The sequence below is a fragment of the Actinosynnema sp. NPDC053489 genome, from assembly GCF_044544865.1.
GTDB lineage: Bacteria > Actinomycetota > Actinomycetes > Mycobacteriales > Pseudonocardiaceae > Actinosynnema.
This window is the reverse complement of record NZ_JBITXT010000011.1, coordinates 71,312-97,366: the sequence shown is the minus strand read 5'-3', so window position 1 is coordinate 97,366 and position 26,055 is coordinate 71,312. Positions and strand designations below refer to the sequence as shown.

The following is a 26,055-nucleotide window of genomic DNA, read 5'->3' as shown; positions in this document are numbered from 1 at the left end:
AGCCGTGCGCCGAGCCCTGATCCCCGTGTCGCTGCTCGTCCTGGCCGGCTGCGCGGCGGCACCCAGCGACCCCGAGGTGACGTTCTACGCCGACGGCAGGACGGTCAACGTCAAGCCGTCCCAGTACTGCGACCTGCGGTCGGAGAACTGCGCCGTCGACCCCGACGCGGTCGGCGTGCTGCGCGTGCGCCCGGGCAAACCGGTCCAGATCTCCGTCCCCGGCGACCTGGCCGACTCCGCCTGGTCGGTGAAGTTCACCTACCGCAACGCCCGGGGTGAGCCCCAGGAACCGCTGCGGAGCAAGCTCTTCACCGAACGCGACCCCCGCCACGCCTACACCCTCGTCCTCCCGGACGAGGGCGACCAGCTGGAGAGCGTCGAGGTCCAGCAGTACGGCGCGCGGATCGAGACCAGCACCACGGGCGCCTTCGACTTCGTCGCCCGAGGGACCTGGATCCTCTCCGTCGACGACCGCGCCGGCTGACCCGCGCCCACCACTCGATCCGACAGGGGTTCGAGCGCCCCGTGTCGGATCGAGCCGGGCTCGACGCCGGACCGCGGAACGCGATCCCGCGACCTACGGGTCCAGCTCCCGAGCCACCGCCCGCACCACCTCGGCGATCAACTTGGTGTTCTTCCGGTCCGGGTACCGCCCACGCCGCAGCTCGGGCTGCACCTTGACCTCCAACAGCTTGATCATGTCCTCGATCAGGCCGTGCAGCTCCTCCGCGGGCCGGCGACGCGCCTCCGCCACCGACGGGGCGGGGTCGATCAGCCGGACCGACAGGGCCTGCGGCCCGCGCCTGCCCTCGGCCATGCCGAACTCGATCCGCTGACCGGCCTTCAAGCCCTCGACACCCGGAGGCAGCGCGGATTTCCGCACGTACACGTCTTCGCCGCCGTCCTGGGTGACGAAGCCGAAGCCCTTCTCCGAGTCGTACCACTTGACCTTGCCGGTCGGCACCGTTCCCACCAATCCTCTGCGATCACACGACGAACGCGCCCCGGGGCGTGCCCGAGGCGCGTCCGACCAGACTATCCAGAACACCGCCGCCGGGGCACCTCCGATCGCGCGACTACGCTTCACGCCATGTCGACCCGGAAGCTGATGCCGGCGGCGGTGGTGTTGTTCGCGCTCGGCGTGGCGGCCATCGTCGCGATGTTCGTCGCCGGCGAGCGCGGCCTGCCCGGCTGGGTGTTCGCCGCGGGCTGGCTGCTCGCGCCGGCCGGTCTCGCGCTGGGCGTGTTCAGCGCGGTGCGGAGCGCCAGGCCCCGGCGCTGAGCCGGTCCGCGTTCGCCCGCAGCCACCCCGGGAAGCCGGTCAGGTCGGGCAGCACGACGTCCGCGCCCTCGGCGGCCAGCTCGTCGGTGTCGCACGGGCCGCTCACCACGGCGACCGACACCGCGCCGGCCGCCTTCGCGCCGCGCACGTCACCGACGTGGTCGCCGACGTACACCGCCGCGTCGTGCGCCTTCAGCGCCTCGGCCTTGCCGGTGGACCACAGCTCGCCGAACAGGTGGTCGACCTCCCAGCCGAACGCGGCCAGGTGCAGCGCCGCGTTGGCCCGGTACTTGCCGGTCACGACGATCGTCGTCCCACCCAGCTCACGCACGACCGCAAGCGCTTGCGCGGCGCCGGGCAGGGCGACCGTGGCGGGGATGACGACCTCCGGGTACAGCGCGCGGAACCGCGCGATGAGGTCCGGGATCTCCGCCTCCGGCACGCCGAAGTCGCGGTAGACCATGTCCAGGGGCGGGCCGAGGTTGGCCGCGAAGTGCGCGCCGTCCAGCGGGTGGCCGCTCTCGGCCGCGACCGCGTCCATCACCGCCGCCATGCCCGGCCTGGGGTCGATCAGCGTCATGTCCAGGTCGAATCCCACGGTCAACGGCACGGTTCGCACCCTATTCCCTGTGCCAAGCTGTGCGCCGTGACCGAACTCACCCGGGCGCTGCTCGACGCGGCGGTGGAGCTGATCGCGGAACGCGGGTCGCGCGGCCTGCGCATGGCCGAGGTCGCCGCCAGGGCCGGGGTCAGCAGGCAGACCGTCTACAACGAGTTCGGCAACAAGGAGCGGCTCGTGCAGGCCGTGGCGCTGCACAAGACCGCCGAGTTCCTCGACGGCGTCCGGCAGCGGCTGGCGAGCACCCCCGACCCGGTGGACGGGCTGCGGCGGGGCATCGCGTTCGCGTTCGACCTGGCCGCCCGCGACCCGCTGGCGCGGTCCGTGCTGAACGGCGCCAACGCCGAGGACATGCTGCCGCTGCTGACCACCAAGGGCCGGCCGGTGCTGGCCCTGGCCACCTCGGTGTTCGCCCGGCACGTCCGCGCGCACTGGCCGGAGCTGCCCGACGCGCGCGTGCAGCTGATCGCGGACACGGTCGTGCGGGTGGGGCTGAGCCACCTGCTGACCCCGACCGGCCGCCGCGTCGAGGCGGTCGTCGCCGTGACGGAAGCGCTGCTCGCCGGCACCCCTCGCCTGCCGGAACCGCGGCACCCGCCGACCCCGGCCTGACGGACCCACCGCACGTCCCACCCAGTCGAGCCGCGCCAGCCGACCCACCCCCACCAAGCCGCGCCAGCCGACCTGACCCAGCCGATCCCGCCCAGCCGACCCGACTCAGCCGAGCTGCCCCGCCGATCCGGCCCCGCCGCGGCACGGGCACCTCACCCGGCCTTGCGCACCGCCTCACCCGACCGCGCCCGCCGCACCACCACGGCCCGCCGCCCCCGCCGCGCGTCCGCCCGACGGGGCGCCTCGCGCCGCCGGACCACCACGGCCCGCACCGGCTCCTCGCCCGCGGCGGCGCCGCGCCGCTTGACCACCACCAGCCCCGCCACCCCGGCCAGGACCACACCCGCGACCTTCAACGCCTTGCCCATGCCTACCCCGCAGTCACGTCGTCGTAGCTCAGGCCCACCCGCTCGGCGGCCCTGGTGAGGGTGCGCAGGATCGCCAGCGACTCGGCGGGTCGCATCGACGGGCTCTCCGTCTCGCCCGCCAGCACCCGCCGGACCACCTCGCGCAACTGCGGAACGTACCCCGCGCCCTCCTGCTCGTGCCGGTGCTCCACCCCGTTCACCAGCATCCGGCTCGGGTTGAACAACGCCTCCGGCAGCTCGACCAGCCCCTTCGTCCCGTACACCACGGCACCGGACTTCAACGGGCTCACCAGCGACGACCCGAGCAGCGCGTGCGCGCCGCCCTCGTAGCCCAGCAGCATCCCGATCTCGGCGTCCACGCCGTCGACCAGCCGCCCGTGCGCCTGCACCACGTCCGGCTCGCCCAGCACCAGGTGCGCCAGCGACACCGGGTAGATGCCCAGGTCGAACAACGACCCGCCGCCCAGCGCCTTGTTCCACAGCCGGTGCCGCGGGTCGTGCTCCAGGGTGAAGCCGAAGTCCGCGCGCAACGACCTGACCTCGCCGATCTCGCCCGCCGCGATCAGCTCGGCCATCCGCACGATCAGCGGGTTGAAGCGGGTCCAGATGGCCTCCATGAAGAACAGGCCGCGCTCGCCCGCGAGGTCCACCACGTCCTGCAGCTCGGCCAACGTCAGCGTGGCGGGCTTCTCGCACAGCACGTGCTTGCCCGCCTCCAGCGCCGCCCGCGTCACCGCGTGGTGCTGGACGTGCGGGGTCGCCACGTAGACCACGTCCACGTCCGGGTCGGCCAGCAGGTCGGCGTAGTCGCCGTAGGCGCGGGGGATCGAGTGCTTGGCCGCGAAGGCCTCGGCCTTGGGCAGCGCTCGCGACGACACCGCGAGCACCTCGACGTCGGGCAGCAGGCGGAGGTCGCCGGTGACGACGTCGGCGATGCCGCCCGTCGCCACGACGCCCCAGCGGAGTGAGTTCGGCACGGACGGGAGCTTAATCGGGCAGGATGACCGGGTGAGGCTCCTCCTGAACCTGATCTGGCTGGTGCTGAGCGGCTTCTGGCTGGCCGTCGGGTACGCGGTCGCCGGCGTGGTGTGCTGCGTGCTGATCATCACCATCCCGTGGGGGCTGGCGTCGTTCCGCATCGCGAACTACGCGCTGTGGCCGTTCGGGCGCACGGTCGTGGACCGGCCCGGCGCGGGCGCGCCGTCCTTGCTCGGCAACGTCGTCTGGATCGTCGTGGCCGGCATCTGGCTGGCGATCGGGCACGTCGTGACCGGCGTGCTGCTGTGCGTGACGATCATCGGCATCCCGCTCGGGGTGGCGAACTTCAAGCTGGTGCCGGTCTCGCTGATGCCGCTGGGCAAGGAGATCGTCCCCGCGCCCTAGTCCGGCGGGTCCAGCTCCACGACCAGGCACGGGCCGCCGCTGTACAGGCCCGCGTCGACGGCCAGCACCTTGCCGTCGGCGTACCGCAGGGGGCCGTCGATCTGGTCCGGCGGCACGCCGAGCTGGTCGGCGATGACGCTGTGCCCGTGCACGACCTCGTGGCCGCCGAGCACCTGCAGCAGCTCGTCCGCGACGTCCGCGCCGTCCGGGCCGCGGAACGCGTAGCGGGTGGTCATCTTGCGCCAGCACTCCCACCAGGCGTCGAGGTCGTCGCCCCGCAACACCTCCCGCACGGCCTCGTTGACCTCGTCGATCGTGTCGCCCCACTCCAGGTAGGCGAGCGTGTCGGAGTGCATCAGCAGGTGGCCGTCGACCTCGGTGAGGACGCGGCGGGTGGTCAGCCACTCGATGTGGGCGTCGGTGAGCCGGTCCTGGTCGCTGCGCAGGCCGCCGTTGAGCAGCCAGCTGCGGGCGAAGCTGCGCGGGGTCGGCGCGCCCGGCACGTTGCGGTCGCCGAACCGGTGCATGCCCAGCAGCAGCACCTCGTGGTTGCCGACGAGCGCGTCGACCCGGCCGCCGCTCTGCTCGGCCAGCCGCATCACGAACTCGATCACCCCGATGCCGTCGGGGCCGCGATCGACGAAGTCGCCGAGGAACCACAGCTCCGCGTCACCGCCGCACCAATCGCCGTCGGCGTCGACCAGGCCCGAGGCGTGCAGGGCGCGGGTCAGTTCGGCGAGGTGCCCGTGCACGTCGCCAACCACGAAGAGCGGTCGTTCCACAGGTGCGACGATAAGCGACGCGGGCGCGTCGTGCGCAGAAGTCGATCAGCGACACGACCCGCGGGCCTCCCCCACAAGGGTGAGATCCGGCCTGCTCGACGCGCTCCGACCGGCCACGGGAGCAGCCGGCGGGCACCTCAGGGCGCGCACCGACCGGAGTCCGGCCGACTACGGGCACCCCGCACCCGCCGCGATCCCGCCGGCCCGGGGCGGCGAACCCCCCGCACCAGCCCCCGTCGGCTCAGGTCCGGCCACCCGAGCAACGCCTCCGCCTTCGACCGGTCACCCGCCACCTCCACCTCCCCCACCCCGACGCGCCGCCACAGCAGCAGGTACAGCTGTTGCGCCGAACCGCTCACCCGGGCATCGGCCGCACCCCCAGCCGCCCCCTCCGCCCACCGCGCCGGCTCGCCGGACCCGTCCGTGCCCACCAGCCACCGCCCGCCGGTGTCCGTCGCCACCAGCTCCGGCACCGCCGGACCGCCCGCCCACGGCACGCCGTCCAGGAAGCGCTCCGGGAACTCGTCCACCCCGCCCGCCGCCGGCCCGGCCGGGATCGACCGCACCACGCCCGCGGCCCGCCACGCGTCCCGGCGGTGCACGACCGCCTCGTGCGCCTGCCGCGACACCAGCGCCGCCGCCGTGGCGCTCCGCTCCTCGGTCCACCACGCCCACCCGGGCGCGTCCGGGCCGGCCGAGCGCGGGTGCTCCTCCCGCACGGCGACGTACCGGGCGCTGATCTCCCGCCACCCCGCGACCCGGTCCGGGCCCGTGTCGGCGGCCCGCCGCGCCGCCGCCTCGCCCGGGTACGCGCCCTTCGCCGGCACGACCGCGGTCCACCACGCCCGCACCTCCGCCAGGTGCGCGACCAGGTCGTCCACCGTCCACCCCGGACACGCGGCCACCGGCGCGCCGAGGTTGCCCGTCACCGCGCCGGTGAAGGACCCGCTGTGCTCCTCGACGACCGCCAGGTGATCGATGCCCATGGCCGGCGACGCCAGACCCGACCACCGACAATTCCGGGACCGCCGCGGGTCAGGCCGGGTCGTGGGCCTCGTCGGGGAACGGGTTGCCCGAGTGGCCCAGCAGGTCGGCGATCGACTTGACCACGCGCGTCGGCCGGTACGGGTACAGCTCGGCCGTCGTCTCCGCCGAGATGCCGGTCAGCACGAGGATCGTGCGCAGCCCCGCCTCCAGCCCGGACCGCACGTCGGTGTCCATCCGGTCGCCGATCATCAGCGTGTTCTCCGAGTGGGCGCCCAGCGCGCGCAGCGCCGACCGCATCATCAACGGGTTGGGCTTGCCCACGTAGTAAGGGGCGCGGCCGGTGGCGCGCTCGATCAGCGCGGCGATCGAGCCGGTCGCGGGCAGCGAGCCCTCGCGGGACGGCCCGGTGGCGTCGGGGTTGGTCGCGATGAACCGCGCGCCCTCCTCGACCAGCCGGATGGCCTTGGTGATCGCGGTGAAGCTGTAGGTGCGGGTCTCGCCCAGCACCACGTAGTCGGGGTCGCGGTCGGTCAGCACGTACCCGATCTCGTGCAGCGCCGTGGTCAGGCCCGCCTCGCCGATGACGAACGCCGAGCCGCCCGGCCGCTGCGAGTCGAGGAACCTGGCGGTGGCCAGCGCCGAGGTCCAGATCGCGGCCTCCGGCACCTCCAGCCCCGTGCGGGACAGCCTGGCCCGCAGGTCCCGCTGCGTGTAGATGGAGTTGTTCGTGAGCACCATGAACGGGATGTCGTTCGCGGTCAGCTCGGCGACGAACTCGCTCGACCCCGCGATCGGGTGCTCCTCGTGCACGAGCACGCCGTCCATGTCCATCAGGTAGTTCCACTGAGCGGCCATGGCGGACATGCTGCCGGCTCAGGCCTCGATCACGCGCCTGCGGAACGTCTCGATGAGCGCCACGTTGTAGCGCTCCAGCACGTCCAGCTCCTCGGGCGTGAACAGCCCCAACACCTCGCGCAGGGTCTCCTGGGCGCCGGCGAACAGGTCGGCGAACTTCCCCTCGTCCGGCACCGTCACCTCGACCAGCACCTTGCGGCGGTCGTGCGGGTCGCGCACCCGGCGCACGTAGCCCGCCCGCTCCAGCCGGTCGATCACGCCCGTCACGGCGCCGGTGGACAGCCCGGACAGCTCGGCGATCCGCCCGGCCGTGACGGGGCCCTGCGCGCGCAGGGCGAGGTCGAGGCACTTCTCGTCGGTCGCCGACAGGCCCATCCGCTCGGCCACCCTGCTGTGGAACAGCACCGTGAGCGCGCTGGACTCGCGCGCGTAGGCGCTGAACCTCTCCAGCACGTCCGCGGGCACCTCGTGACGACCGGTCATGGCTGGCAATTTAGCGTTCCGGTGCGAGGTTTCGGCATCCTCGTCCGGGTTGCCGCCGGCCGCTGTCCCCCCGTCCAAGGCAGTACCCGCAAGTGTCAGCCGATTACCCTGGCAGGGGTGACAGCTGTCGAGCTGGGGCTGCCCGTCGTGCGGGACGGGGCGGAGACCACCCCACGGCCGGACTCGCCCGCGCTGGTGGACCGGTTCGGCCGGGTCGCCACCGACCTCCGCGTGTCGTTGACCGATCGCTGCAACCTGCGGTGCACCTACTGCATGCCCGCCGAGGGCCTGGACTGGCTGCCGAAGCCGGACGTCCTCTCCGACGCCGAGCTGGTCCGGTTGCTCGGCGTCGCCGTGACGCGCCTGGGCGTGACGGACATCCGGTTCACCGGCGGCGAGCCGCTGCTGCGGCCGGGGCTGGACGACGTGATCGCCGCGACCGCCGCCCTGGAGCCCCGTCCCCGCATCTCGATGACCACGAACGGGTTGACCTTGGCCCGCCGCGCCGCCGGGCTGGTGGCCGCGGGCCTCGACCGGGTGAACGTCTCGCTGGACACCCTCGACCCGGAGCGCTTCCGCAGGCTCACCCGCCGCGACCGGCTGGGTGACGTGTTCGCGGGCCTGGCCGCCGCGCGGGACGCCGGGTTGACCCCGGTCAAGGTGAACACGGTGCTGATGCGCGGGGTGAACGAGGACGAGGCCGTGCCGCTGCTGCGCCACTGCCTGGAGCACGGCTACCAGCTGCGGTTCATCGAGCAGATGCCGCTGGACCCGCAGCACGCCTGGAACCGCGACGACATGGTGACCGCCGAGGAGATCCTGGCGGCGCTGCGCGCGGAGTTCGCGCTGACGCCCGAGCCGGGCGAGCGGGGCGGCGCGCCGGCCGAGCGGTGGCTGGTGGACGGCGGGCCGGCCGTGGTGGGCGTCATCGCGTCGGTGACGCGGCCGTTCTGCGCGGCGTGCGACCGCACCCGCCTCACCGCGGACGGGCAGCTGCGGAACTGCCTGTTCAGCCGCTCGGAGACGGACCTCAGGGCGCTGCTGCGCGGCGGGGCGTCGGACGAGGAGGTGGCGGCGGCGTGGCGCGGCAACGCGTGGGCGAAGGCCAGGGGGCACGGGATCAACTCGGCCGGGTTCAGCCAGCCGGACCGGCCCATGAGCGCGATCGGGGGGTGACGGTGCTGCTGACGGTGCGGTACTTCGCGGGGGCGCGGGCGGCGGTGGGCGTGCCGGACGAGCGCTTGGAGCTGCCCGGCGACGCCGCCACGGTGCGGGCCGCGATCGACGCGGTCCGGCGCCGGCACGGGGAGAAGGTGGCCCGCGTGCTGCCCGCGTGCAGCTTCCTGCTGGACGGCGTGGCGGTCCGCGATCATGACACGGCAGTGTTGTCCGGGTCGCAACTCGACGTGCTGCCGCCCTTCGCCGGTGGCTGAGACTTCTCCACCCTTGCGGATTAACACGTGAGCTAAACCTCACTTACGGTGATTGATCTCGGTGAATCTCGGATCGGAAACGGACCGGTAACGGTGCGCTGAGCTGGCTAAACGGTGCAGTCGGGGAGTCACTCTGTCGCGTTACAGTGACGCGCGTCACATGCCAGATCATTTGGCGAGCGGCCCCCGGTTACGTACCGTCGCTTCTCGGTTGGCCCCGACCGACCGAGAGCAAGACCGGGACACCTCGCACCGAACCTGTCCACCGGTGTCCCGGATACACCCCCCGAGCGAGAGTCAACCACCGGACAGGGATCAAGCCGAGCGGCGTACCGGGCCCCGAACCCGAGCCGGTCGAGCAGGTGCGGGTGGCCAGAGAGGGAAATGGCTTCTTACCGAGGCAAGCACCGTCCGACCACCAGTCCCACCGCCCGGGGCATCGCGAAGGTCGCCGTCGCCGGCGTCATCGTGGGCGCTCCGCTGGCCATGGCCGCCGGCACCGCGAGCGCGCAGGGCTCCGGCGTCAACTGGGACGCGGTCGCAGCGTGCGAAAGTGGCGGCAACTGGAGCATCAACACCGGCAACGGGTTCTACGGCGGCCTGCAGTTCGTGCCGTCCACCTGGACCGCCAACGGTGGCACCGGCATGCCACACCAGGCTTCCCGCGAGGAGCAGATCCGCGTGGCCGAGAACGTCCTCGCGACCCAGGGCATCGGCGCCTGGCCCGTCTGCGGCCCCAAGGGCCTCGGCGGCGCCCCCGCGCCCGCCAGGACCGCCCCGGCCCCGCGCCAGGCGCCCGTCCAGCAGGCCCCCGTCCAGCAGGCCGCGCCGGTCGAGGAGGAGGCCCCCGCCCCCGCTCCCGTGACCGTCGCCCTGCCGAGCTCCAACCCGAACGGCGACTACGAGATCAAGGCCGGCGACAGCCTGTCGAAGATCGCGGACGAGCTGAAGATCGAGGGTGGCTGGGCCAAGCTCCACGAGCTCAACAAGGAGTTCATCCCGAACGCCGACCTGATCCTGCCGGGCCAGAAGATCGCCACCAAGTGATCCGAGGCCGGCGCGAGTCGGCGCACGACGGAACCGGGACCCCGGACCGCCCCCCTCGGCGGTCCGGGGTCCCGCACTCGTCTCCGGACCCGGTCCCCCGGCCGATCCCCCGGTCCGCCCCCACCGGGACCTGACCACTCCGGGACCTGACCGCCCCGGGACCTGACCGCCCCGGGTCCAGGCGCCCCGAGTTCAGGGCATGTTGACCCACTCGTCGGACCCGTCGGCGAAGACCTGCCGCTTCCACACCGGCAGCCGCCGCTTCACCTCGTCCACGAGCTCCGAGCACAGCGCGAACGCCTCGCCCCGGTGCTCGGCGGACACCGCGCACGCCAGCGCCACGTCCCCGATCGCCAGCCGCCCCACCCGGTGGGACACCGCGACGGCCCGCACGCCCTCGAACCGGGCCACCACGTCCGCCACCACCTCCGCCACCACCGCGGCGGCCGTCGGGTGGCCGACGTACTCCAGCTCCCGCACCGAACGCCCGCGGTCGTGGTCGCGGACCACCCCGGCGAACGTCACCACCGCGCCCGCCGCCGCGTGGTCCACCAGCTCGGCGTGCTCGGCCACCGACAGCGGCTCGTCGCTGACGGTCGCCCGCAGCACCTCGGTCATGCGTGGTCACCTCCGGACACCTGGTCGACCGCGTGCTCCAGCACGGTCGCGAGCACCTCCAGCCCGTCGCGCACCCCGCCGGTCGAGCCGGGCAGGTTCACCACGAGCGTGCGGCCCGCGACGCCCGCCACCCCGCGCGAGAGCACGGCCGAGGGCACGCGCGGCCAGCCCGACATGCGGATGGCGTCGGCCACCCCGGGCACCTCGAAGTCCAGCACCGACCGGGTCGCCTCGGGCGTGCGGTCGGTGGGGCTGACGCCCGTGCCACCGGTCGTGATCACGACCGCGACCCCGTCCGCCACGGCCGCCCGCAACGCCTCGGCCACCGGCTCGCCGTCCGGCACGACCACCGCGTCGGGCACCTCGTAGGACCGCTCGCGCAGCCACTGGACGACGATCGGCCCGCCGCGGTCGGCGTAGACACCGGCGGACGCCCGGTTCGACGCCGTGATCACCCGCGCGGCGCGGGGCGTCACGGGCGCTCCCACAGACCGGTCTTGCCGCCCTCCTTGCGCTCGACCCGCACCGCGTCCAGCGACGCCGCCGGGTCGACCGCCTTCACCATGTCGTGCAGCGCGAGGCCGGCCACCGACACGGCCGTCAACGCCTCCATCTCCACGCCCGTGCGGTCGGTCGTGCGGACCGTCGCCGTGATGCGCACCTCGGCCTCGCCCAGCGCCAGGTCCACCCGCACGCCCGACAGCGCGATCGGGTGGCACAGGGGCACCAGCTCCCACGTCCGCTTCGCCGCCATGATCCCGGCGATCCGGGCCGTGGCCAGCGCGTCGCCCTTGGGCAGGCCGTCGCTGCCGAGCAGCGCCACCACCTCGTGCGTCGTGCGCAGCACTCCGGACGCCACCGCGGTGCGGGTGGTCGGCTCCTTCCCGGACACGTCGACCATGCGCGCCGCGCCGGCGTCGTCCAGGTGGGTGAACTGGTTGCTCATGGGGCCGATGCTAGGCGGGAACGGACTCCGTGGCGGCCTTGCGGACCGCCTCGGCGACCGCCGGGGCGACGGTGTTGTCGAACACGCTCGGCACGATGAACGACGCGTTGAGCCGGTCGCCGTCCACCACGTCCGCGATGGCGTTGGCGGCGGCGATGAGCATCGAGTCGGTGATGGTGCGGGCGTGGGCGTCGAGCAGGCCGCGGAAGACGCCCGGGAACGCCAGCACGTTGTTGATCTGGTTCGGGAAGTCGCTGCGCCCGGTGGCGACGACGGCGGCGTGCTTCTGCGCCTCCATCGGGTCGATCTCCGGGTCCGGGTTGGCCAGGGCGAACACGATCGCGTCGGAGTTCATCGTGGCGACCTGCTCCGCGCCGAACAGGTTGGGCGCGGACACGCCGATGAACACGTCCGCGCCGACCAGCGCGTCGTGCAGCCGCCCGCTCACGTTGGCCTTGTTCGTGGTGGCCGCGATGGACCGCAGGTTGTCGTCCAGGCCCGGCCGGTCGCGGTGCACGATGCCGTCGACGTCGACCGCGACCACGTCACCGGGCTCCTGCTTGAGCAGCAGCCGGATGATCGCGCTGCCCGCCGCGCCCACCCCGCACACCACGACCTTGCAGTCGGAGATCTTCTTGCCGACCACGCGCAGGGCGTTGCGCAGCGCGCCGACCACGACGATCGCGGTGCCGTGCTGGTCGTCGTGGAAGACCGGGATGTCCAGCTTCTCGCGCAGCCGCGCCTCGATCTCGAAGCAGCGCGGCGCGGCGATGTCCTCCAGGTTGATGCCGCCGTAGACGGGCGCGATCAGCTCGACCGCGCGGATGATCTCCTCGGTGTCCTGGGTGTCCAGGCAGACCGGCCAGGCGTCCACGCCCGCGAACTTCTTGAACAGCGCGGCCTTGCCCTCCATCACGGGCAGCGCGGCGGCCGGGCCGATGTTGCCCAGGCCGAGCACGGCGGAGCCGTCGGTGACCACGGCGACCGTGTTGCGCTTGATGGTGAGGCGGCGGGCGTCGTCCGGGTTCTCCGCGATGGCCGTGCAGACGCGGGCGACGCCGGGGGTGTAGGCGCGGGAGAGGTCGTCGCGGTTGCGCAGCGGCACCTTCGACGAGATCTCGATCTTGCCGCCGAGGTGGACCAGGAACGTCCGGTCCGACACCTTGCGGACCACGATCCCGGGCAGCAGCTCCAGGGTGTCGGTGATGTCCTTGGCGTGGTTGGCCGACAGCGCGTTGCAGGTGAGGTCGATGATCACCCGGTCGGTGTGCGACTCGACGACGTCGAACGCCGTGATCACCCCGCCCGCCCGGCCGACGGCCGAGGTCAGGTCGCCGGCGGCCGACGCCGACGGCGGGGCCTCCAACCGGACGGTGATCGAGTACCCAGGGCCGGGGACCGGCATCGAACCTCCCAGAACGGCACAGCTCAAGAGGCTTCGAGCGTAGTCCCGCCGGAATTGCGGAACGCGCGCGGCTCGACAGCCGCGCGCATCCGGGCTAGCGGTTGATCTCGGTCTCCGGGTGGCGGTAGCCGAGCTCCTCGACCGGCAGCGGGAAGGTGACCTTGCCGAACGGCGACAACGCGCCCTGCACGTCGCTGGCCAGCTCGGACACCGCGTACTTGCCGTCGGCGGGCGGCTCCGGCCAGTGCGGGTCGATGCGCTCGGGGCGGGCCTTGGCCACGGTTCCTCCTCGGTCGTGCCTTCGTCGCCCACAAGTGTGCCTCATCCGCCCTGGTCGCGGTCCGGGGTGGTGGGCGGCCCGGCACGAGAGGCAGGTCACGACGTGATCCGCGTCCCGTCGTGCCCGGCCATTCCGGGTGACGTGGCCGGCGAATTCATTTCCCCACCGCCCCCGGGTCACCCGTGGTGAACCTCGTCCACCCCTCGCCGACCGCACCGGGCTCCATTTCGCCGCCGAATTCGCCCGCGTGATCCCGTGACGCCCTTCGCGCCATTCCGGCGATCGGGAGGGCCGACCCGTGCGCACCCGTTCCCCTTTCCCCGGCGCGACCGCCGGGCTCCGCCCCGACGTCGGCGGCGGTGGGACGGAACCCGCCACCCGGACCGGAGGCGCACGACGGGCGCCGCGGGTCGGCATATACCGTGGTGGGGATGTCCGGCACGACCCTCGCCGAGTGGCTGCGGGCGCAGGACGACTCCGCGCTCGTGGCGCTGCTGCGCGCCCGGCCGGACCTGGCCACGCCCCCGCCGGCCGACACGACCGTGCTCGCCACCCGCATCGGGTCGCGCGCGTCGGTGGCGCGGGCGTGCGAGGACCTCGACACGCTGACGTTGACGGTCCTGGAAGCGCTGCTCGTGCTGGACGCCGACGTGCACCCGGTCGGCCGGTCCGCGGTGCAGGAGCTGTTCGGCCCGACCGACGTCGGACCCGCCCTCGACGTGCTGCGCGCCCGTGCCCTGCTCTGGGGCGGTGACCACGCGCTGTCCACGCCGCCGGCGACCCGTGACGCGGTCAACCCGTTCCCGTGCGGCCTGGGGCGCTCGGTGCCGCGACTGGCCGACGCCGACCTGTCCGGGCTGGACCCCGACGAGCACCGCGTGCTGCGGACCCTCGCCGCCGGGCCGCCGATCGGGCAGACCAAGGACGCCGCCCACGTCGTGTCCCTGGCCAACGCCCGGACGCCGATCCAGAAGCTGCTCGCCCGCGGCCTGCTCGTGCGGCGGGACGCGCAGACCGTCGAGCTGCCCCGCGAGATCGGCCTCCGGGTGCGCGGGGACCGGCCGCTGGGCGAGCTGCGCACCACCGAGCCGCCGCTGACCACGTTCCGCCGCGACCCCTCCGACGTCGACCACACCGGCGGCGGCGAGGCGCTGGAACTCGTCCGGCACGTCGAGGCGCTGCTGAAGGGCTGGTCGGAGGAACCGCCGGCGGTGCTGCGGTCGGGCGGGGTCGGCGTGCGGGAGCTGCGCAGGCTCGCCAAGGAGCTCGACGTGGACGAGCGCCGGGCCGCGCTGCTGGTCGAGCTGGTCGTCAACGCGGGCCTGGTCGCCGACACCGAGGGCCTCGAACCGGAGTGGGTGCCGACGACGCAGACCGACGCGTGGCTGGTGGCCGCGCCCGAGCACCGGTGGGCGACGCTGGCCCAGGCGTGGCTCGACCTGCCCCGGCTGCCCGGCCTGATCGGGCAGCGCGACGACCGCGACCGGCTGCTCAACCCGCTCGCCCCCGAGCTGAACCGGCCGGGCGCGCCGCGCGACCGCAGGCGCGTCCTCGACGCGCTGGCCGCGCTGCCGCCGGGCACCGCCGTCACCGACCCGGACGAGCTGGCCGCCGTGCTGGCGTGGCGCGCTCCCCGGCGCGGCGGGCGGCTGCGCGACGAGCTGGTGCGCTGGACCGTCGACGAGGGCACCCGGGTCGGCGTGCTGGCGCACAACGCCATCACCGCCCAGGGCCGCGCGCTGCTGACCGAGGGGGCGGGTGCGGCGGCGAAGCGGCTGGGCGAGGCGCTGCCCGCGCCCGTCGACCACGTGCTGGTTCAGGCGGACCTGACCGTCGTCGCGCCCGGGCGGCTCGACCAGGAGCTGGCCGACGAGATCGCGCTCGTCGCCGACGTCGAGTCGGCGGGCGGCGCCACCGTCTACCGGGTGCGCGAGACGTCGGTGCGGCGGGCGTTCGACGCGGGCCGCAGCGCCGCCGACCTGCACGAGCTGTTCCGCGCCCGGTCGCGCACGCCCGTGCCGCAGTCGTTGACGTACCTGATCGACGACACGGCCCGCAAGCACGGCCGGTTGCGGGGCGGCGCGGCCGGGTCGTTCCTGCGCTGCGACGACCCCGTGCTGATCGCCGAGGTGCTGGCGCACCCGACGGCGGAGCGGCTGGAGCTGCGGCGGATCGCGCCGACGGTGCTGGTGAGCCCGGCGCCGCTGGCGGAGGTGCTGGACGGGTTGCGGGCGGCCGGCTTCGCGCCCGCTGCCGAGGGGCCGGACGGGCACGTGGTGGACCTGCGGGCCGGTGGTCGGCGGACGGCGGGCAAGGGCCGGCGCAGGCCCGTGCCGCCGGGCGCGCCGTCGGACGAGCAGCTGGGCGAGCTGGTGCGGCTGGTGCGGGCCGGGGACCGCGCGGCGACGACCACCGGTGGCACGCGGGTGTCCGTGCCGGGTCACCTGGGGGCGGGGCCGTCGGCGACGCTGGCGCTGCTGCAGCGGGCGGCCCGGGAGGGGCGCAACGTCCTGGTGGACTTCGTGGACGGCCACGGCACCGCCGCCCGCCGCGTGATCACGCCGCAGGTCGTGGGCGGCGGTGTGCTGGAGGGCGTGGACGTCAGCTACGGCGAGGTGCGCCGGTTCCCCCTGCACCGCATCACGTCGGCCGCGCTGGTGGAGGGCGACGGCGCGTAGAGCCCGATCCGGGGAGGGATCGGGCGGGGATCGGGCTGCCTCCGCACCACCGGGGGCACGGCGGCCTCCGGCCACGAGCGGCCGTGAACGGCGAAGGGCGGCCCTCCGGTGGAGGACCGCCCTTCGCGGGAAAGCCCGGTCAGCCCGCGCGGACCGACATCCACTGGCGCATGGCGTGCTCCACCAGCGTGATCAGCGTCTGCTTGGTCGACTGCCGGTTGCGCGCGTCGCACGTCACGATCGGCACCGACTGGTCGATCGTCAGCGCGTCCCGGACGTCCTCGATGCGGTGGTGGAGCAGGCCGTCGAAGCAGTTGACCCCGACCACGTACGGCAGCTGCCGGTCGTCGAAGAAGTCGATCGACGCGAACGCGTCGGCCAACCGACGGGTGTCCACCAGCACGATCGCGCCGATCGCGCCGCGCACCAGGTCGTCCCACATGAACCAGAACCGGTGCTGGCCCGGTGTGCCGAACAGGTACAGGATCAGGTCCTGGTCCAGCGACACCCGGCCGAAGTCCATGGCCACCGTCGTGGTGACCTTGTTCGGCGTGGCCGAGAGGTCGTCGACCCCGGCGCTCGCCTCGGTCATCACCGCTTCGGTGGTCAGCGGAACGATCTCCGACACGGAACCGACGAACGTCGTCTTGCCCACGCCGAAGCCACCGGCCACCACGATCTTCGCGGAGGTCGTCGGCTTCTTGGCGCCTTCGGCCGCGTTGGGGCTAGAGCCTGCGAAGCCCACTGAGCACCCTCTCAAGGAATTCAATGGAAGGCCGGTCCCCCACGACCAAGCCGCCCTGGTGAATCAAAACCAAACCCATGCTCGCCATGTCGCCGATGAGGACCCGCACCACGCCCAGCGGCAGCCGGAGGTGGGCGGCGACCTCCGCCACCGACCTGGTGTCCTGGCACAGCCCGCAGATCGAGCGGTGCTCGGGCAGCACCGCCGCGTCGCGTTCCAGACCCCGCTCGCTGGTCGACACCAGCGCCTCGATCGCGAGGTCGTAGTCGGGCCGGGTGCGGCCACCGGTCCGGGTGTACGGGCGGACCAGTGATCCCGACTCCGCCGCGGGGTTCTCCTCGCGGCGGACGACCGGCTGGGGACCGGTCGCGTAGGGAACCTGTTCCGGCACGCTGTCGGGCAGGCCGTGGGCACCGAAGAGATCGGCGCCCGGACCTCCGAACAGGCCGCTGCCGTACCCGTCGATGTCGAACCGGTTGGGAACGTCGTCGTAGTCGTACGACGAGTCGTCAACCTCACGCTGAGACATATCGCCTTGCCCCTGCCCTGTGCCTTCGACCCGTGGCCCCGGCGCCCGTTCCGCCCGGCGGCCCGACCACGAGTTGGGTGCGTCCTCGGCTTCCTCGTCCTGTGCGGGGTCGGCGTCCGGCTCAGCGAATTGGAAGCCCCCGACCGCCCACTCCTGGTAGTTGAAGTTCCTACCGAAGCGTCGGCCGCCGGCGCCAGATCGTTCAGCCATCCACCATCACCCCCACGATCTCATGAGGATCTACCGCCGAACCACGCCCTGGAGCTGCGCGCGCAGCTCCGGGGTGAGCTGCTGGCCCACGCGCTCGACCAGCAACGTCATCTCGTACGCGACGAGCCCGATGTCGCAGTTGGGCGCCGCGAGCACGGCGAGGCACGAACCGTCGCTGATCGACATCAGGAACAGGTAACCCCGCTCCATCTCGACCACGGTCTGGTTCACCGCGCCCGCCTCGAAGCACCGCGCCGCGCCCGCCGTGAGGCTGACGAGCCCGGATGCCACGGCGGACAGCTGCTCGGCGCGGTCGCGGGGCAGGCCCTGCGAGCCGGCGAGCAGTAGCCCGTCCGCCGACACGACCACGGAATGTGCGACACCGGGAACCCGGCGCACGAAGTCGGTGATAAGCCAACCAAAGCTGCCTGGCTGAGCTGCGGTCGTCACTCCTGCTCCTCGTCTTGCCGGCTCGACATGTCACCAGCGTAAGCGTCGATCAACGCGTGTCGCCCTCGACGGACGCCCTGCTGAAGACTCGACATGCGTCCACGGATCGCGTCAGCCGATCGTGGTGGCAGCGAAGTCCGCTGCGGTTGCCGCTCCGTCGCCGTGGTCGGCTTCGGCGCGGCGGATCCCGGCACAAGCTGAGCCTTGGGCACCCGCTTGGGCAACCCCGCTTGTGTCGTGGTCTCGGGGGCCTTGTTCAACAGGGCCTGTGCCGCCTGCCAACCCTCGTCGGCGGGGGACTCCCACACCGACTCGGCGGCGGCCGCGACCGGCTCGGGTTCGGCGACCGGTTCCGGCTCGGTCACGCGGGACACCTCCGCGGCGCGCTTGGGCAGGTTGTTGGGCGAACCGGGCTGCCGCTTGGGCAGCCCGCCCTCGGTCAGACTAGTGCCCTCGGCGCGCCCGGTCGTCGCCTCGCCCCGCTGGGGCGGCGATCCGCCGTCGAGTTCGCGCCTCGGCACGGCCGCGCGGCCCGAGTCGAGCAGGCCCCGCTGCGGCAGCTGGTCCTCGGACGTGGTGGGCGCGACCGGCGGCACCGGGCGCGGGCGGCGCGTCGGCAGGCCCGACTCGGCCTGCGGCTCGGACTCCGCCGCGGCCGGGGCGGGCGGCACGGCCTGCGCCGTCGCCGCCGACGTCTCGCTGCCCACGGCCTGGAACCACTGCGACAGGACGGCTTCGTAGATCGGCAGGCGCTCGGTGGGCGCGTCCAGGTCCCGCTCGACCTCCGCGGCCGCGGGCGCGAACCCGTTGCGGCGCGCGGGTTCCGGCTCCGGCTCGGGCTCCGGGTCGACCAGGAAGCCGCTGTCCACCGGCGCGAACTGCGTCGTCTCGAAGCCGTGCTCGTAGGCGGTGTCGTGCTGGTCGCGGTCCTCGTAGGCGGTGAACAGGGTCGGCTCGCCGAACGAGCCCTCCGGCTCCCGCTCGACGTCGCGCTCGGAGCCGGCCTCGACCCACGGCCGCGACACCTCGGCGGGCGTCTCCGCGGGCGCCTGCCCGAACGCCGCCGCCTCGCCGAACGCGGGCACGCGGGCCGGGTCGTGCTCGCCCTCGCCCTGCACGAAGCTCACCGGGAACGCCGGCTCGTCGTCGACGCGGGGCATGCTCGGGAAGCCGGCGTCCTCGTCCAGGCGGGACAGCGTGCCGGTGCCGAACGCGCCCGCGATGCCGGAGGCGCGCTGCGCCGGCGACCCGAACCCGGACTCGCCCAGACCCGAACCGCCCAGACCCGAACCGCCCAGACCCGACCCGACCAGGCCCGGGTCGCCGAACGCCGAGTCGCCGAACGCGGGTGCGGGCTCGGTCCCCAGCGGGGAGCCGGCGGCGCCCGGCGAGGAGACCAGCGTGTCGGGCACCAGCACGAGCGCCGTCGTCCCGCCCTCGATGTCCTCGTTGGACCGCAGCCGCACCTTGATGTCGTGCCGCTTGGCCAGCCGCGCGACCACGTACAGGCCCATGCGGCGGGACACCGCGACGTCCACGTCCGGCGGGTCGGCCAGCCGCTGGTTGGCGTCGGCGAGCTCCTGCTCGCCCATGCCCACGCCGCGGTCCTGGATCTCGATCGCCAGCTCGCCCTTGCGGGTGCGGGCCGTGCGGACGGTGACCTTGGTCACCGGGTCGGAGAACGCGGTCGCGTTGTCCAGCAGCTCGGCGATCAGGTGCACGAGGTCGTTGACCGCGCGGCCCTGGACGGTCAGCTCCGGGGTCTGGCCGACCTGCACCCGGGCGTACTGCTCGACCTCGGACACCGCGGCGCCCAGCACCTCGGCCGCCGGGACCGGGCGGGTCAGCCTCCGCGACAGGTCCGTGCCGGACAGGACCAGCAGGTTCTCGCTGTTGCGCCGCATGCGGGTGGCGAGGTGGTCGAGCTCGAACAGGCTGGCGAGCTGGTCGGGGTCCTGCTCGTCCTGCTCCAGCCGGTCGATCAGGTTCAGCTGGCGCTCGACCAGGGCCTGCGAGCGGCGGGACAGGTTGACGAACATCGAGTTGACGTTGTCGCGCAGCAGCGCCTGCTCGGCGGCCAGCCGCACCGCCTCGCCGTGCACCGCGTCGAACGCCCGCGCCACCTGGCCGACCTCCTCGCGGGTGGTGATCGGCACCGGTGCGATGGCCGTCTTCGCCGCCTCCTGCGGGTTCGGGTCGGCGAGGATGCGGCCGACCGCCTCGGGCAGGCCGTGGTCTGCGACCCCGAGCGCGGTGCGGCGCAGCGTGCGCAGCGGGGTGAGGATCGAGCGGGCCACGAACAGCGCCATGACCAGGGCCAGCAGCAGCGCGCCCAGCACGATGCCGGAGTCGCGGAACGCCGCCGCGCGGGCCGCGCCGGTCAGCTCGTCGGTCCGGTTCTGCAGCTGCTCCAGCAGCAGGTTCTCCACGTCCCGGGTGAGGTTCACCGTCAGCGTGGAGGCGATGTCCCACTTCTCCGGGCGCAGCGACGTCATGGGCTGCCTGGCCGCGGCCAGGTTCAGCGCCGTCTCCTGCATGTCGTTCGCGGTGTCGACGATCAGGCCGGTGACGGTGTCGTCGTAGATCTTGGCCTGGTCGGGGGTCGCGGACTTGCGGAAGTCGTTGCGGGCGGCGTCCAGCTCGGCGTTCGCGGCCAGCAGTTGGCGCTCCTGGCCCGGGCCGAAGCCGCCGCGCTGGAAGACGTCGAGCATGATGCCGCGCTTGCGCGACTCCTGCTCCTTGATGCGGGCGATCGCGTTGGCGGCCAGGTGCAGCCGCACCAGCTCCGGCTCGTTGATGCCCGCGATGGCCTGCTCGCCGAGGTCGAGGAGGCTCTCCACCGACTCGGAGTAGGTGCGCAGGACCGCGTCGGAGGGGTACTTCGTCTCGCGGACGGCGTTGCGCAGGCTGTTGAGCCGGTCGAGCTGGCTGGAGGCCCGGCGGAACCGGGTGACCACCTCGTCGTCGAGGTCGGCGCTGAGGTCGGCGATCTTGGCGTTGAGGGCCTGCACGGTGTCCTCGACGCGCCGCAGCTGGCGGTCCAGGACGACGCGGTCGAGCTGCCGGCCGGAGGCGACGTGGCTCGCGCTCAGGTCGCGCTCGCGCTGCAACTGCTGCACCAGGTCGGCGACGGCCGACTCCAGCTGGATCTGGTTCGCCAGGCGGTTGAGGTCGGCCGCGTCACCGAGGGCGGAGTTGACCCGCAGCCCGCCCAGCGCCACGGCGGCGACGGTCGGGATCAGCAGGACGGCGGTCAGCTTGGTGGGCAGCCGCCAGTTGCGCAGCCGCCAGCCGGCCGTGCGGGTCGGCCGGTCCCGCTCGGCCGACGTCGAACCCGTGTTCCCGGTACCCGTTGACTCGGTCACAGTTCCATCACTCAGCGCAGCCAACCCGTCACCCGTTCCGGGCCTTTCGGAGCGCGGTGGAATCCCCACGCCTGACTGGCTGGGACCTCTCTCTCGACGGGCCACCCTGGGCTTCCTCTTCCGGCAGCAGTGTTCCCCGGCCTCTCCCCCGCGGACCGAAGCATGGACTCGAAATCGGCCGAATTGCAGCACAGGAGCGGTGGTGCCGGCTAGTCACCGCGCTCCGTGCCCGGGACACGACGGTCTGCGACGACCTGTGCCACCAGGCGGGGAGCGTAGTGGTCGAGCCCAGCCCCGGGGAAGACTCCGGAAGCACTCACCGTATCGGAGCAGGGCTGTCGTTTCATACCTCTGGGTGGTTACCATCCCGGACATCGACTAGTTCGTCGACAAATTCGTTGATCAAAAGACCCCGCCCTCTGAGGTCGTCCCGGCGAGAGGTGCCATGCCTACCCCAGCGCGTGTTCTGCGACGTGCGGCAGCGTTGTTCGCGTGTGCCGCCACCTTGACGGCGTGCGGCCTGATCCCCGGCACCGACGGGAACAGCCGCCCCGACGTGGAACGCAGCACGCTGCGCATCGGCGTGCTGCCGGTCGTGGACGTGGCGCCGCTGCGCCTGGCGTTCAACAACAAGCTGTTCGAGAAGGCCGGCCTCCAGGTGCAGCTCGTGCCGCTGAACAGCGAGGACGAGGGCATCAAGCAGCTCGACACGACGCTGGACCTGACCTGGGCGACGCACGTCACGCTGTTCCGCAGCTTCGCGGAGGGCGCGCAGCTGCAGCTCCAGGGCGAGGCGTACCAGGCGGGCGCGAACACCATGGCGCTGGTGACGCTCGACCAGAACTACGACAGCCCCGGCAAGCTGCCCAGCCCGCGCATCGCCGTGCCGTCGTCCGGTGACGTCGGCGCGCTGACCACCAAGGCCGTGCTGAAGACGGCGGGGGTCGAGAAGCAGCGGATCAGGCCCGTCGAAATGCCGTTCGAGCAGATGGTGACGGCGATGGAGGCCAAGCAGGTCGACGCGGCGTGGATGACCGAGCCCTACATCACGCAGGCGCAGAGCGGGTCGGGCGCGCGGATCCTCACCGACACCGCCGTCGGCCCGACCAAGGACTTCCCCATGTCCGGGTACGCGTCGAGCAAGAAGTTCGCCGAGGGCAACCCGCGGACGCTGGCGCTGTTCCGGCAGGTCCTGCGGGACGCGCAGGAGGCCGCGTCGAACGACAAGCTGTCCGTGCAGAACGCGCTGACCGGCTACATGGACGTCGACCAGCGGACCGCCGCGCTGGTATCGGTGGGCACGTTCCCGCTGTCGCTCAACCCCGTCCGGCTCCAGCGGGTCGCGGACATGATGGACACCGAAGAGGTGCTGCCGGAGCGGTTGGACGTCGGCGGGTTGTTGCCGCCCGGAACCACGAACTGACGCTGCGTTGTGAACAGGGGGTCTTCCACAATGGAAGACCCCCTGATTCTTTCGATTTCCGCCTCACGTGGAACTCGATCCGTGGTGATCACGTCACCGTGCGCAGACGGATCAGGCTTCGACCAAGCAGATCGTCGTAGCGGGCTGTGAGTAAACGGACACGGTGTCGCCACTCTCGCACTCGTTCTCGTCCGCGCGCCCGGTCACGACCTTGCCCACCTTGTAGGTCGCGCTCGAATCGCAGGGGACCTTGGTCGTTTTCGCGGCCACAATCGAGCCCTCCTGCTTGAAGCACTCGCCCTCTGCGGCGTTGAGCATCAGGCAGAGCTTGAACCCGTCGCTGCGCCGGCCGCCGCTGTCGGAGTACTCGGCGTAGTCGCCCTCGGGGCAGGAGTCGGCGCTGCTGTCGAGGTTGGCGGCGACCTTGAAGGCGGCCTCGGGCGAGGAGCAGTCGACCTTCTCGACGTCGGCGTCGGTGACGCTCGCCGAGACGACCTTGATGCAGTCGCCCGCCTCGGCCCCGGCGGGACCGTTGAGGTTCGCGACGATGCCCGCGACGACGATGCCGACGACCGCGACGGCGACCACGGCGACCAACGCCTTCGCGCCGCGGGAGGTGCCCTTGGCGGGCGGCGGCGGCAGCGGGGACTGGTAACCCGGGGCGAACTGACCCGGCTGGCCCGGGTACGGCCCTTGGCCCGGGTAGAGGGCTTGGCCCGGGTAGAGGGCTTGGCCCGGGTAGGGGGCTTGGCCGGGGTACGGCGGTTGACCTGGGTACGGCGATTGGCCCGGGTACGGCGGTTGGCCCGGGTACGGGAGTTGGCCTGGGTAGGGAGCCTGGCCTGGGTAGGGAGCTTGGCCCAGGTAGGCGGCTTGACCGGGGTGGGGAGCCTGGGCCTGGTGGAGGGCCTCGTCCGGGTAAGAGGGCTGCGCCGGGTAGGGCGCTTGATCCGCGGGGGAAGCCTGATCCAGGTGGGGCGCTTGGCCGGGGTGCGCCGGGGCGCCGTACTCGCCGGGGAAGCCGGGGTGCTCGGCTCCGCCGGGCTGGTGGGACCGACCCGGCCAACCGGGCTGCGGGTGGTGCGGCGCGGCGTCCTGCGGCGCGGCGTCCTGCGGCGGGTCGGCTGGGGCGGTCGGGAAGCCCTGTGGCGACGACTGCGGACCCCGGGTCGGTGGCTGGGGTGGCGGGAAGCCCTGCGGCTGGTCGTGGGGTGGGGTGGGAGGCGTGGTCACCTGGCGTTCCTCTCGACAACGATCGAGCGGAACGTACCCCCGCGCGCCCGGCGGGCGCACCCGGCTCAGCGCGGGTCGGACGCGGGGACCAGGCAGTACGTGACGGCGGGCTCCACGTAGGTCAGCTTCTTGCCGTTCGCGCACTCCGCGGGCTCACGGGTGACGCCCGCCACGCGGATCGCCTGGGCGGTCGTGCAGTCGACCCTCTTCATCCCCGCCGCGCGGTCGCCCCGGTAGCACGCGCCCTCCACGAAGTTCGGCATCAGGCACAGCGTGTCCGAGCGCTTGAAGATCGTGTAGGGCGCGCCGCCCCGCGGGCACTCGGAGGCGTCGTCCACGACCTTGGCCACGCGCACGTTGGCGTCCGTCGCCGTGCAGTCCAGCACCTTGTACGCCGCGCCCTCCTCGACCCGCTCGACGTGCGCGCAGCCGCCCGGCGCGGGGGTGCGGTCACCGCCGCCGCCGAGCAGCGCGAGCGCGAACGCGCCCGCCGCCACGACCGCGACCGCGCCGACGCCCAACCCGATCTTCCGCATGGTCCAGGACATCGGCACGGCCGCACGGCGGGTTGAGCACGTTCACCCGCCCGTGGCGGGTCACATCTCGGCGGGCTCCAGGCAGTACGTGACGGCCGGCTCCGGGTAGGCCATGCCCGCGCCGTCCGGGCACGCCGCCAGGTCGGCGGAGCCCTTGACGACCTTGGTCACCTTGATGGTCTCCGGGCCGGAGCACGCGGTCTTGACGAAGCCGGTGCCCTCGTCGGCCTTGTAGCAGCCGCCCTCGACCATGTTGGGCAGCAGGCACAGCTTGTAGCCGTCGCCCGCGTCGTCGGTCGGCACGATCTCGGTGTAGAGGCCGTCCTCGGGGCAGGTGGCGTCGCTCGCGTCGAGGACCTTGCCGACCTTGAACGACGCCTGGTCGGTCGAGCAGTCCTGGGTCTCGACGTCGGCGCGGTCGTCCTGCTGGGCGCTCACGCTGACGCAGTCGCCCGCCTCGGCGTGCGACCCGCCGCGGGTCAGCGACCACACGCCGAAGGCGATGATGCCGAGCAGCACCAGGACCAGCACGGCGATGAGGATGCGGCGGCCGTCGCGGCGGGGGTTCGCGGCGGGGTCGTCGTCGGGCGTGGGACGCGCGCCCGGCACGGCGGCCGGGCCGGCGGGGGTGATCGGCTCGTTGCCCGACACGGCCTGGTCCCGGGCCGCCCCTCCGGCCTCGGGCGCGGGTTCGGCGTCGGCGCCGCCCCCGCCCAGGCCGGTCGACGCGGGGGTGGAGAGCTGCTGCTGCCCGGCCGACGCGGCCGCTTCGCGGGCGGCCGCGATGCGCTCGGCGTCGGCGGGCGGCACGTCGGGACGCGCGGAGGGGTCGCCCCCGGTCGGCACGTCGTCGGCGGGTCGGCTCGGCTCGTTGCTCATGGTCATCCTCGCTGCACGGGTGCGTGACGTTCCTGACGGTAACGCCACGCGTGCCGCGAGGTGGATCAGCCGTGCCGGAGGTGCGCGTGACGCCGGTGCGCCGGCGTCACGCGCACCCGCGTCAGGCGCCCTCGGCCGGCGCGAAGCAGAACGTCGTCTTCGGCTCGGGGTAGACCAGCGGCAGGCTGTCGGTGCACGCGCTCTCGTCCGCGCTGTCCTTGACCAGCTTCACCAGCTTGTACACACCGGACTTGCCGCAGTCGACGGGCGGGTAGCCCATCTGCGTGCTGTTGCCGTCGATGTCGTAGCACTTGCCCTCGGCCAGGATGGGCACCAGGCAGAGCTTCGAGTCCGGGCCGCGGCGGGCGGTCTCGGTGTACTCGTCGTAGCCGTCGGTGCCGCAGGACTCGGTGGTGGAGCCCAGCACCTTGCCGACGGTGTAGTTGGCGTCGGCCGAGCCGCAGTCGACGGTCTTGAAGTCCGGCTTGGTGGTGGTGCCGGTCAGGCTCGCGCAGTCGCCCGCCTTGGACTGGGCGGCGTCGCTGGTGAAGTAGTTGATGCCGTAGATCACCACGCCGGCGACCACGAGGCCGATGATCGCCGACGCGATGCGCGCGAGGACGCTCTTCTTCTTCGGTGCCGGGGGAATCTGCTGGGGCGGGGGCGCGTTGTAGTGCTGCGGGGCGCCGCCCTGCTGGAACTGGGGCGCGCCCTGGTACTGCGGCGCACCCTGGTACTGCGGCCCGTTCGGGTACTGCGGTGCGGACGCGGGCATGTCCGTGCTCATGATGACCTTCGTTCATCCGGGGAGGGCCCCCTACCTCCGCGCGCTGGGTCGCGGTGGGGGCGCAGGGACGCTATCCGCTGCGCCACATGGACGTGCGCGCCTTTACCGAACCGAGTCCGT

31 protein-coding genes are annotated in these 26,055 nt (G+C 73.1%); 10 read left to right on the top strand and 21 right to left on the bottom strand.

Going from position 1 to position 26,055, the window contains the following annotated elements:
• Positions 1-4: 4 nt before the first annotated feature.
• The gene (locus ACIGNX_RS24560; RefSeq protein WP_396543031.1) at positions 5-484 is read left to right on the top strand and encodes a DUF2771 family protein; all 480 of its coding nucleotides are present in this window, start codon (positions 5-7) and stop codon (positions 482-484) included.
• 93 nt (positions 485-577) lie between these two features.
• On the opposite strand, the gene ACIGNX_RS24555 is transcribed toward ACIGNX_RS24560, so the two are convergent.
• Positions 578-964, bottom strand: coding sequence for a cold-shock protein (locus ACIGNX_RS24555; RefSeq protein ID WP_141979393.1), 387 nt, complete (start codon positions 962-964; stop codon positions 578-580).
• 126 nt (positions 965-1,090) lie between these two features.
• On the opposite strand from ACIGNX_RS24555, the gene ACIGNX_RS24550 reads away from it, so the two are divergent.
• Positions 1,091-1,282: a hypothetical protein gene (locus ACIGNX_RS24550; protein WP_396543030.1), complete on the top strand. Its 192-nt coding sequence runs from the start codon at positions 1,091-1,093 to the stop codon at positions 1,280-1,282.
• Here ACIGNX_RS24550 and ACIGNX_RS24545 read toward each other — a convergent pair.
• Positions 1,248-1,892: an HAD family hydrolase gene (locus ACIGNX_RS24545; protein WP_396543029.1), complete on the bottom strand. Its 645-nt coding sequence runs from the start codon at positions 1,890-1,892 to the stop codon at positions 1,248-1,250. The genes ACIGNX_RS24550 and ACIGNX_RS24545 overlap by 35 nt on opposite strands.
• A 36-nt stretch (positions 1,893-1,928) precedes the next feature.
• On the opposite strand from ACIGNX_RS24545, the gene ACIGNX_RS24540 reads away from it, so the two are divergent.
• A complete protein-coding gene (locus ACIGNX_RS24540; RefSeq protein ID WP_396543028.1) occupies positions 1,929-2,513 on the top strand; it encodes a TetR family transcriptional regulator in 585 nt (194 codons plus the stop codon).
• A gap of 152 nt (positions 2,514-2,665) precedes the next feature.
• On the opposite strand, the gene ACIGNX_RS24535 is transcribed toward ACIGNX_RS24540, so the two are convergent.
• Positions 2,666-2,881, bottom strand: coding sequence for a hypothetical protein (locus ACIGNX_RS24535; RefSeq protein WP_396543027.1), 216 nt, complete (start codon positions 2,879-2,881; stop codon positions 2,666-2,668).
• 2 nt (positions 2,882-2,883) lie between these two features.
• A complete protein-coding gene (locus tag ACIGNX_RS24530; RefSeq protein WP_396543026.1) occupies positions 2,884-3,858 on the bottom strand; it encodes a Gfo/Idh/MocA family protein in 975 nt (324 codons plus the stop codon).
• A gap of 31 nt (positions 3,859-3,889) precedes the next feature.
• On the opposite strand from ACIGNX_RS24530, the gene ACIGNX_RS24525 reads away from it, so the two are divergent.
• Positions 3,890-4,264 (top strand): YccF domain-containing protein, encoded by a 375-nt coding sequence (locus tag ACIGNX_RS24525; RefSeq protein ID WP_396543025.1) that lies wholly within the window; start codon positions 3,890-3,892, stop codon positions 4,262-4,264.
• On the opposite strand, the gene ACIGNX_RS24520 is transcribed toward ACIGNX_RS24525, so the two are convergent.
• From ACIGNX_RS24520 to ACIGNX_RS24505, 4 genes are all read right to left on the bottom strand, one after another.
• On the bottom strand, positions 4,261-5,046 hold the full coding sequence (locus ACIGNX_RS24520; RefSeq protein ID WP_396543024.1) for a metallophosphoesterase: 786 nt from the start codon (positions 5,044-5,046) through the stop codon (positions 4,261-4,263). The genes ACIGNX_RS24525 and ACIGNX_RS24520 overlap by 4 nt on opposite strands.
• 137 nt (positions 5,047-5,183) lie before the next feature.
• On the bottom strand, positions 5,184-6,032 hold the full coding sequence (locus tag ACIGNX_RS24515; RefSeq protein WP_396543023.1) for a maleylpyruvate isomerase family mycothiol-dependent enzyme: 849 nt from the start codon (positions 6,030-6,032) through the stop codon (positions 5,184-5,186).
• Positions 6,033-6,081: 49 nt separating this feature from the next.
• Positions 6,082-6,888 carry an HAD-IIA family hydrolase gene (locus ACIGNX_RS24510; protein WP_396543022.1) on the bottom strand — a complete coding sequence of 269 codons (807 nt, stop codon included), beginning with the start codon at positions 6,886-6,888 and terminating at the stop codon, positions 6,082-6,084.
• Between the two features lie 18 nt (positions 6,889-6,906).
• Positions 6,907-7,371: a MarR family winged helix-turn-helix transcriptional regulator gene (locus tag ACIGNX_RS24505; RefSeq protein ID WP_396543021.1), complete on the bottom strand. Its 465-nt coding sequence runs from the start codon at positions 7,369-7,371 to the stop codon at positions 6,907-6,909.
• A 117-nt stretch (positions 7,372-7,488) separates the two neighbouring features.
• On the opposite strand from ACIGNX_RS24505, the gene moaA reads away from it, so the two are divergent.
• From moaA to ACIGNX_RS24490, 3 genes are all read left to right on the top strand, one after another.
• Positions 7,489-8,547: a GTP 3',8-cyclase MoaA gene (gene moaA, locus ACIGNX_RS24500; protein ID WP_396543020.1), complete on the top strand. Its 1,059-nt coding sequence runs from the start codon at positions 7,489-7,491 to the stop codon at positions 8,545-8,547.
• On the top strand, positions 8,544-8,804 hold the full coding sequence (locus ACIGNX_RS24495; protein ID WP_396543019.1) for a MoaD/ThiS family protein: 261 nt from the start codon (positions 8,544-8,546) through the stop codon (positions 8,802-8,804). Before moaA ends, ACIGNX_RS24495 begins: the two co-directional genes overlap by 4 nt.
• Before the next feature lie 384 nt (positions 8,805-9,188).
• Positions 9,189-9,851 carry a transglycosylase family protein gene (locus ACIGNX_RS24490; RefSeq protein WP_396543018.1) on the top strand — a complete coding sequence of 221 codons (663 nt, stop codon included), beginning with the start codon at positions 9,189-9,191 and terminating at the stop codon, positions 9,849-9,851.
• A 192-nt stretch (positions 9,852-10,043) separates the two neighbouring features.
• Here ACIGNX_RS24490 and ACIGNX_RS24485 read toward each other — a convergent pair whose 3' ends face one another.
• The 5 genes from ACIGNX_RS24485 to ACIGNX_RS24465 all read right to left on the bottom strand — a co-directional run bounded on the left by ACIGNX_RS24485 (position 10,044) and on the right by ACIGNX_RS24465 (position 13,100).
• Positions 10,044-10,469 (bottom strand): molybdenum cofactor biosynthesis protein MoaE, encoded by a 426-nt coding sequence (locus tag ACIGNX_RS24485; protein ID WP_396543017.1) that lies wholly within the window; start codon positions 10,467-10,469, stop codon positions 10,044-10,046.
• Positions 10,466-10,945 carry a molybdenum cofactor biosynthesis protein B gene (locus ACIGNX_RS24480; protein WP_396543016.1) on the bottom strand — a complete coding sequence of 160 codons (480 nt, stop codon included), beginning with the start codon at positions 10,943-10,945 and terminating at the stop codon, positions 10,466-10,468. Before ACIGNX_RS24480 ends, ACIGNX_RS24485 begins: the two co-directional genes overlap by 4 nt.
• The gene (gene moaC, locus ACIGNX_RS24475) at positions 10,942-11,415 is read right to left on the bottom strand and encodes a cyclic pyranopterin monophosphate synthase MoaC (RefSeq protein ID WP_396543015.1); all 474 of its coding nucleotides are present in this window, start codon (positions 11,413-11,415) and stop codon (positions 10,942-10,944) included. Before moaC ends, ACIGNX_RS24480 begins: the two co-directional genes overlap by 4 nt.
• Before the next feature lie 10 nt (positions 11,416-11,425).
• Positions 11,426-12,820 (bottom strand): NAD-dependent malic enzyme, encoded by a 1,395-nt coding sequence (locus ACIGNX_RS24470; protein WP_396543014.1) that lies wholly within the window; start codon positions 12,818-12,820, stop codon positions 11,426-11,428.
• Between the two features lie 94 nt (positions 12,821-12,914).
• Entirely contained in the window at positions 12,915-13,100 is a 186-nt protein-coding gene (locus tag ACIGNX_RS24465; RefSeq protein WP_396543013.1) for a hypothetical protein, read from the bottom strand.
• Positions 13,101-13,531: 431 nt separating this feature from the next.
• On the opposite strand from ACIGNX_RS24465, the gene ACIGNX_RS24460 reads away from it, so the two are divergent.
• Positions 13,532-15,778, top strand: a complete 2,247-nt coding sequence (locus ACIGNX_RS24460) for a helicase-associated domain-containing protein (RefSeq protein ID WP_396543012.1) — start codon at positions 13,532-13,534, stop codon at positions 15,776-15,778.
• A gap of 139 nt (positions 15,779-15,917) precedes the next feature.
• Here ACIGNX_RS24460 and ACIGNX_RS24455 read toward each other — a convergent pair whose 3' ends face one another.
• Genes ACIGNX_RS24455 through ACIGNX_RS24440 form a run of 4 tightly spaced genes read right to left on the bottom strand, consistent with a single transcriptional unit; the run spans position 15,918 to position 21,077 of the window.
• Positions 15,918-16,523 (bottom strand): ATP/GTP-binding protein, encoded by a 606-nt coding sequence (locus tag ACIGNX_RS24455; RefSeq protein WP_073887831.1) that lies wholly within the window; start codon positions 16,521-16,523, stop codon positions 15,918-15,920.
• Positions 16,504-17,262, bottom strand: a complete 759-nt coding sequence (locus tag ACIGNX_RS24450) for a DUF742 domain-containing protein (protein WP_396543011.1) — start codon at positions 17,260-17,262, stop codon at positions 16,504-16,506. The genes ACIGNX_RS24455 and ACIGNX_RS24450 overlap by 20 nt, the downstream gene beginning before the upstream one ends.
• Positions 17,263-17,292: 30 nt before the next feature.
• Entirely contained in the window at positions 17,293-17,712 is a 420-nt protein-coding gene (locus ACIGNX_RS24445; protein ID WP_189221129.1) for a roadblock/LC7 domain-containing protein, read from the bottom strand.
• Positions 17,709-21,077 (bottom strand): nitrate- and nitrite sensing domain-containing protein, encoded by a 3,369-nt coding sequence (locus ACIGNX_RS24440; protein WP_396543010.1) that lies wholly within the window; start codon positions 21,075-21,077, stop codon positions 17,709-17,711. Before ACIGNX_RS24440 ends, ACIGNX_RS24445 begins: the two co-directional genes overlap by 4 nt.
• 556 nt (positions 21,078-21,633) lie before the next feature.
• Between ACIGNX_RS24440 and ACIGNX_RS24435 the strand changes: the two genes are divergently transcribed.
• Entirely contained in the window at positions 21,634-22,500 is an 867-nt protein-coding gene (locus ACIGNX_RS24435) for an ABC transporter substrate-binding protein (protein ID WP_396543009.1), read from the top strand.
• Positions 22,501-22,611: 111 nt separating this feature from the next.
• Here ACIGNX_RS24435 and ACIGNX_RS24430 read toward each other — a convergent pair whose 3' ends face one another.
• Positions 22,612-23,088: a hypothetical protein gene (locus tag ACIGNX_RS24430; protein WP_396543008.1), complete on the bottom strand. Its 477-nt coding sequence runs from the start codon at positions 23,086-23,088 to the stop codon at positions 22,612-22,614.
• Between the two features lie 384 nt (positions 23,089-23,472).
• On the opposite strand from ACIGNX_RS24430, the gene ACIGNX_RS24425 reads away from it, so the two are divergent.
• Positions 23,473-23,853, top strand: a complete 381-nt coding sequence (locus ACIGNX_RS24425; protein ID WP_396543007.1) for a hypothetical protein — start codon at positions 23,473-23,475, stop codon at positions 23,851-23,853.
• Here ACIGNX_RS24425 and ACIGNX_RS24420 read toward each other — a convergent pair.
• From ACIGNX_RS24420 to ACIGNX_RS24410, 3 genes are all read right to left on the bottom strand, one after another.
• On the bottom strand, positions 23,799-24,269 hold the full coding sequence (locus ACIGNX_RS24420) for a hypothetical protein (RefSeq protein WP_396543006.1): 471 nt from the start codon (positions 24,267-24,269) through the stop codon (positions 23,799-23,801). The two genes, ACIGNX_RS24425 and ACIGNX_RS24420, sit on opposite strands and share 55 nt — an antisense overlap.
• A gap of 60 nt (positions 24,270-24,329) precedes the next feature.
• Entirely contained in the window at positions 24,330-25,148 is an 819-nt protein-coding gene (locus tag ACIGNX_RS24415; RefSeq protein WP_396543005.1) for a hypothetical protein, read from the bottom strand.
• Between the two features lie 121 nt (positions 25,149-25,269).
• Entirely contained in the window at positions 25,270-25,935 is a 666-nt protein-coding gene (locus ACIGNX_RS24410) for a hypothetical protein (protein WP_396543004.1), read from the bottom strand.
• Positions 25,936-26,055: the final 120 nt, after the last annotated feature.

Excerpts from the sequence above, each read along its gene's own strand:
- ACIGNX_RS24550 (WP_396543030.1), top strand. The coding sequence starts at position 1,091 with ATGTCGACCCGGAAGCTGATGCCGGCGGCGGTGGTGTTGTTCGCGCTC.
- ACIGNX_RS24420 (WP_396543006.1), bottom strand. The coding sequence starts at position 24,269 with ATGCGGAAGATCGGGTTGGGCGTCGGCGCGGTCGCGGTCGTGGCGGCG.
- ACIGNX_RS24510 (WP_396543022.1), bottom strand. The coding sequence starts at position 6,888 with ATGGCCGCTCAGTGGAACTACCTGATGGACATGGACGGCGTGCTCGTG.
- ACIGNX_RS24485 (WP_396543017.1), bottom strand. The coding sequence starts at position 10,469 with ATGACCGAGGTGCTGCGGGCGACCGTCAGCGACGAGCCGCTGTCGGTG.
- ACIGNX_RS24515 (WP_396543023.1), bottom strand. The coding sequence starts at position 6,032 with ATGGGCATCGATCACCTGGCGGTCGTCGAGGAGCACAGCGGGTCCTTC.
- ACIGNX_RS24415 (WP_396543005.1), bottom strand. The coding sequence starts at position 25,148 with ATGAGCAACGAGCCGAGCCGACCCGCCGACGACGTGCCGACCGGGGGC.
- ACIGNX_RS24470 (WP_396543014.1), bottom strand. The coding sequence starts at position 12,820 with ATGCCGGTCCCCGGCCCTGGGTACTCGATCACCGTCCGGTTGGAGGCC.
- ACIGNX_RS24535 (WP_396543027.1), bottom strand. The coding sequence starts at position 2,881 with ATGGGCAAGGCGTTGAAGGTCGCGGGTGTGGTCCTGGCCGGGGTGGCG.
- ACIGNX_RS24490 (WP_396543018.1), top strand. The coding sequence starts at position 9,189 with ATGGCTTCTTACCGAGGCAAGCACCGTCCGACCACCAGTCCCACCGCC.
- ACIGNX_RS24450 (WP_396543011.1), bottom strand. The coding sequence starts at position 17,262 with ATGGCTGAACGATCTGGCGCCGGCGGCCGACGCTTCGGTAGGAACTTC.
- ACIGNX_RS24410 (WP_396543004.1), bottom strand. The coding sequence starts at position 25,935 with ATGAGCACGGACATGCCCGCGTCCGCACCGCAGTACCCGAACGGGCCG.
- moaC (WP_396543015.1), bottom strand. The coding sequence starts at position 11,415 with ATGAGCAACCAGTTCACCCACCTGGACGACGCCGGCGCGGCGCGCATG.
- ACIGNX_RS24505 (WP_396543021.1), bottom strand. The coding sequence starts at position 7,371 with ATGACCGGTCGTCACGAGGTGCCCGCGGACGTGCTGGAGAGGTTCAGC.
- ACIGNX_RS24460 (WP_396543012.1), top strand. The coding sequence starts at position 13,532 with ATGTCCGGCACGACCCTCGCCGAGTGGCTGCGGGCGCAGGACGACTCC.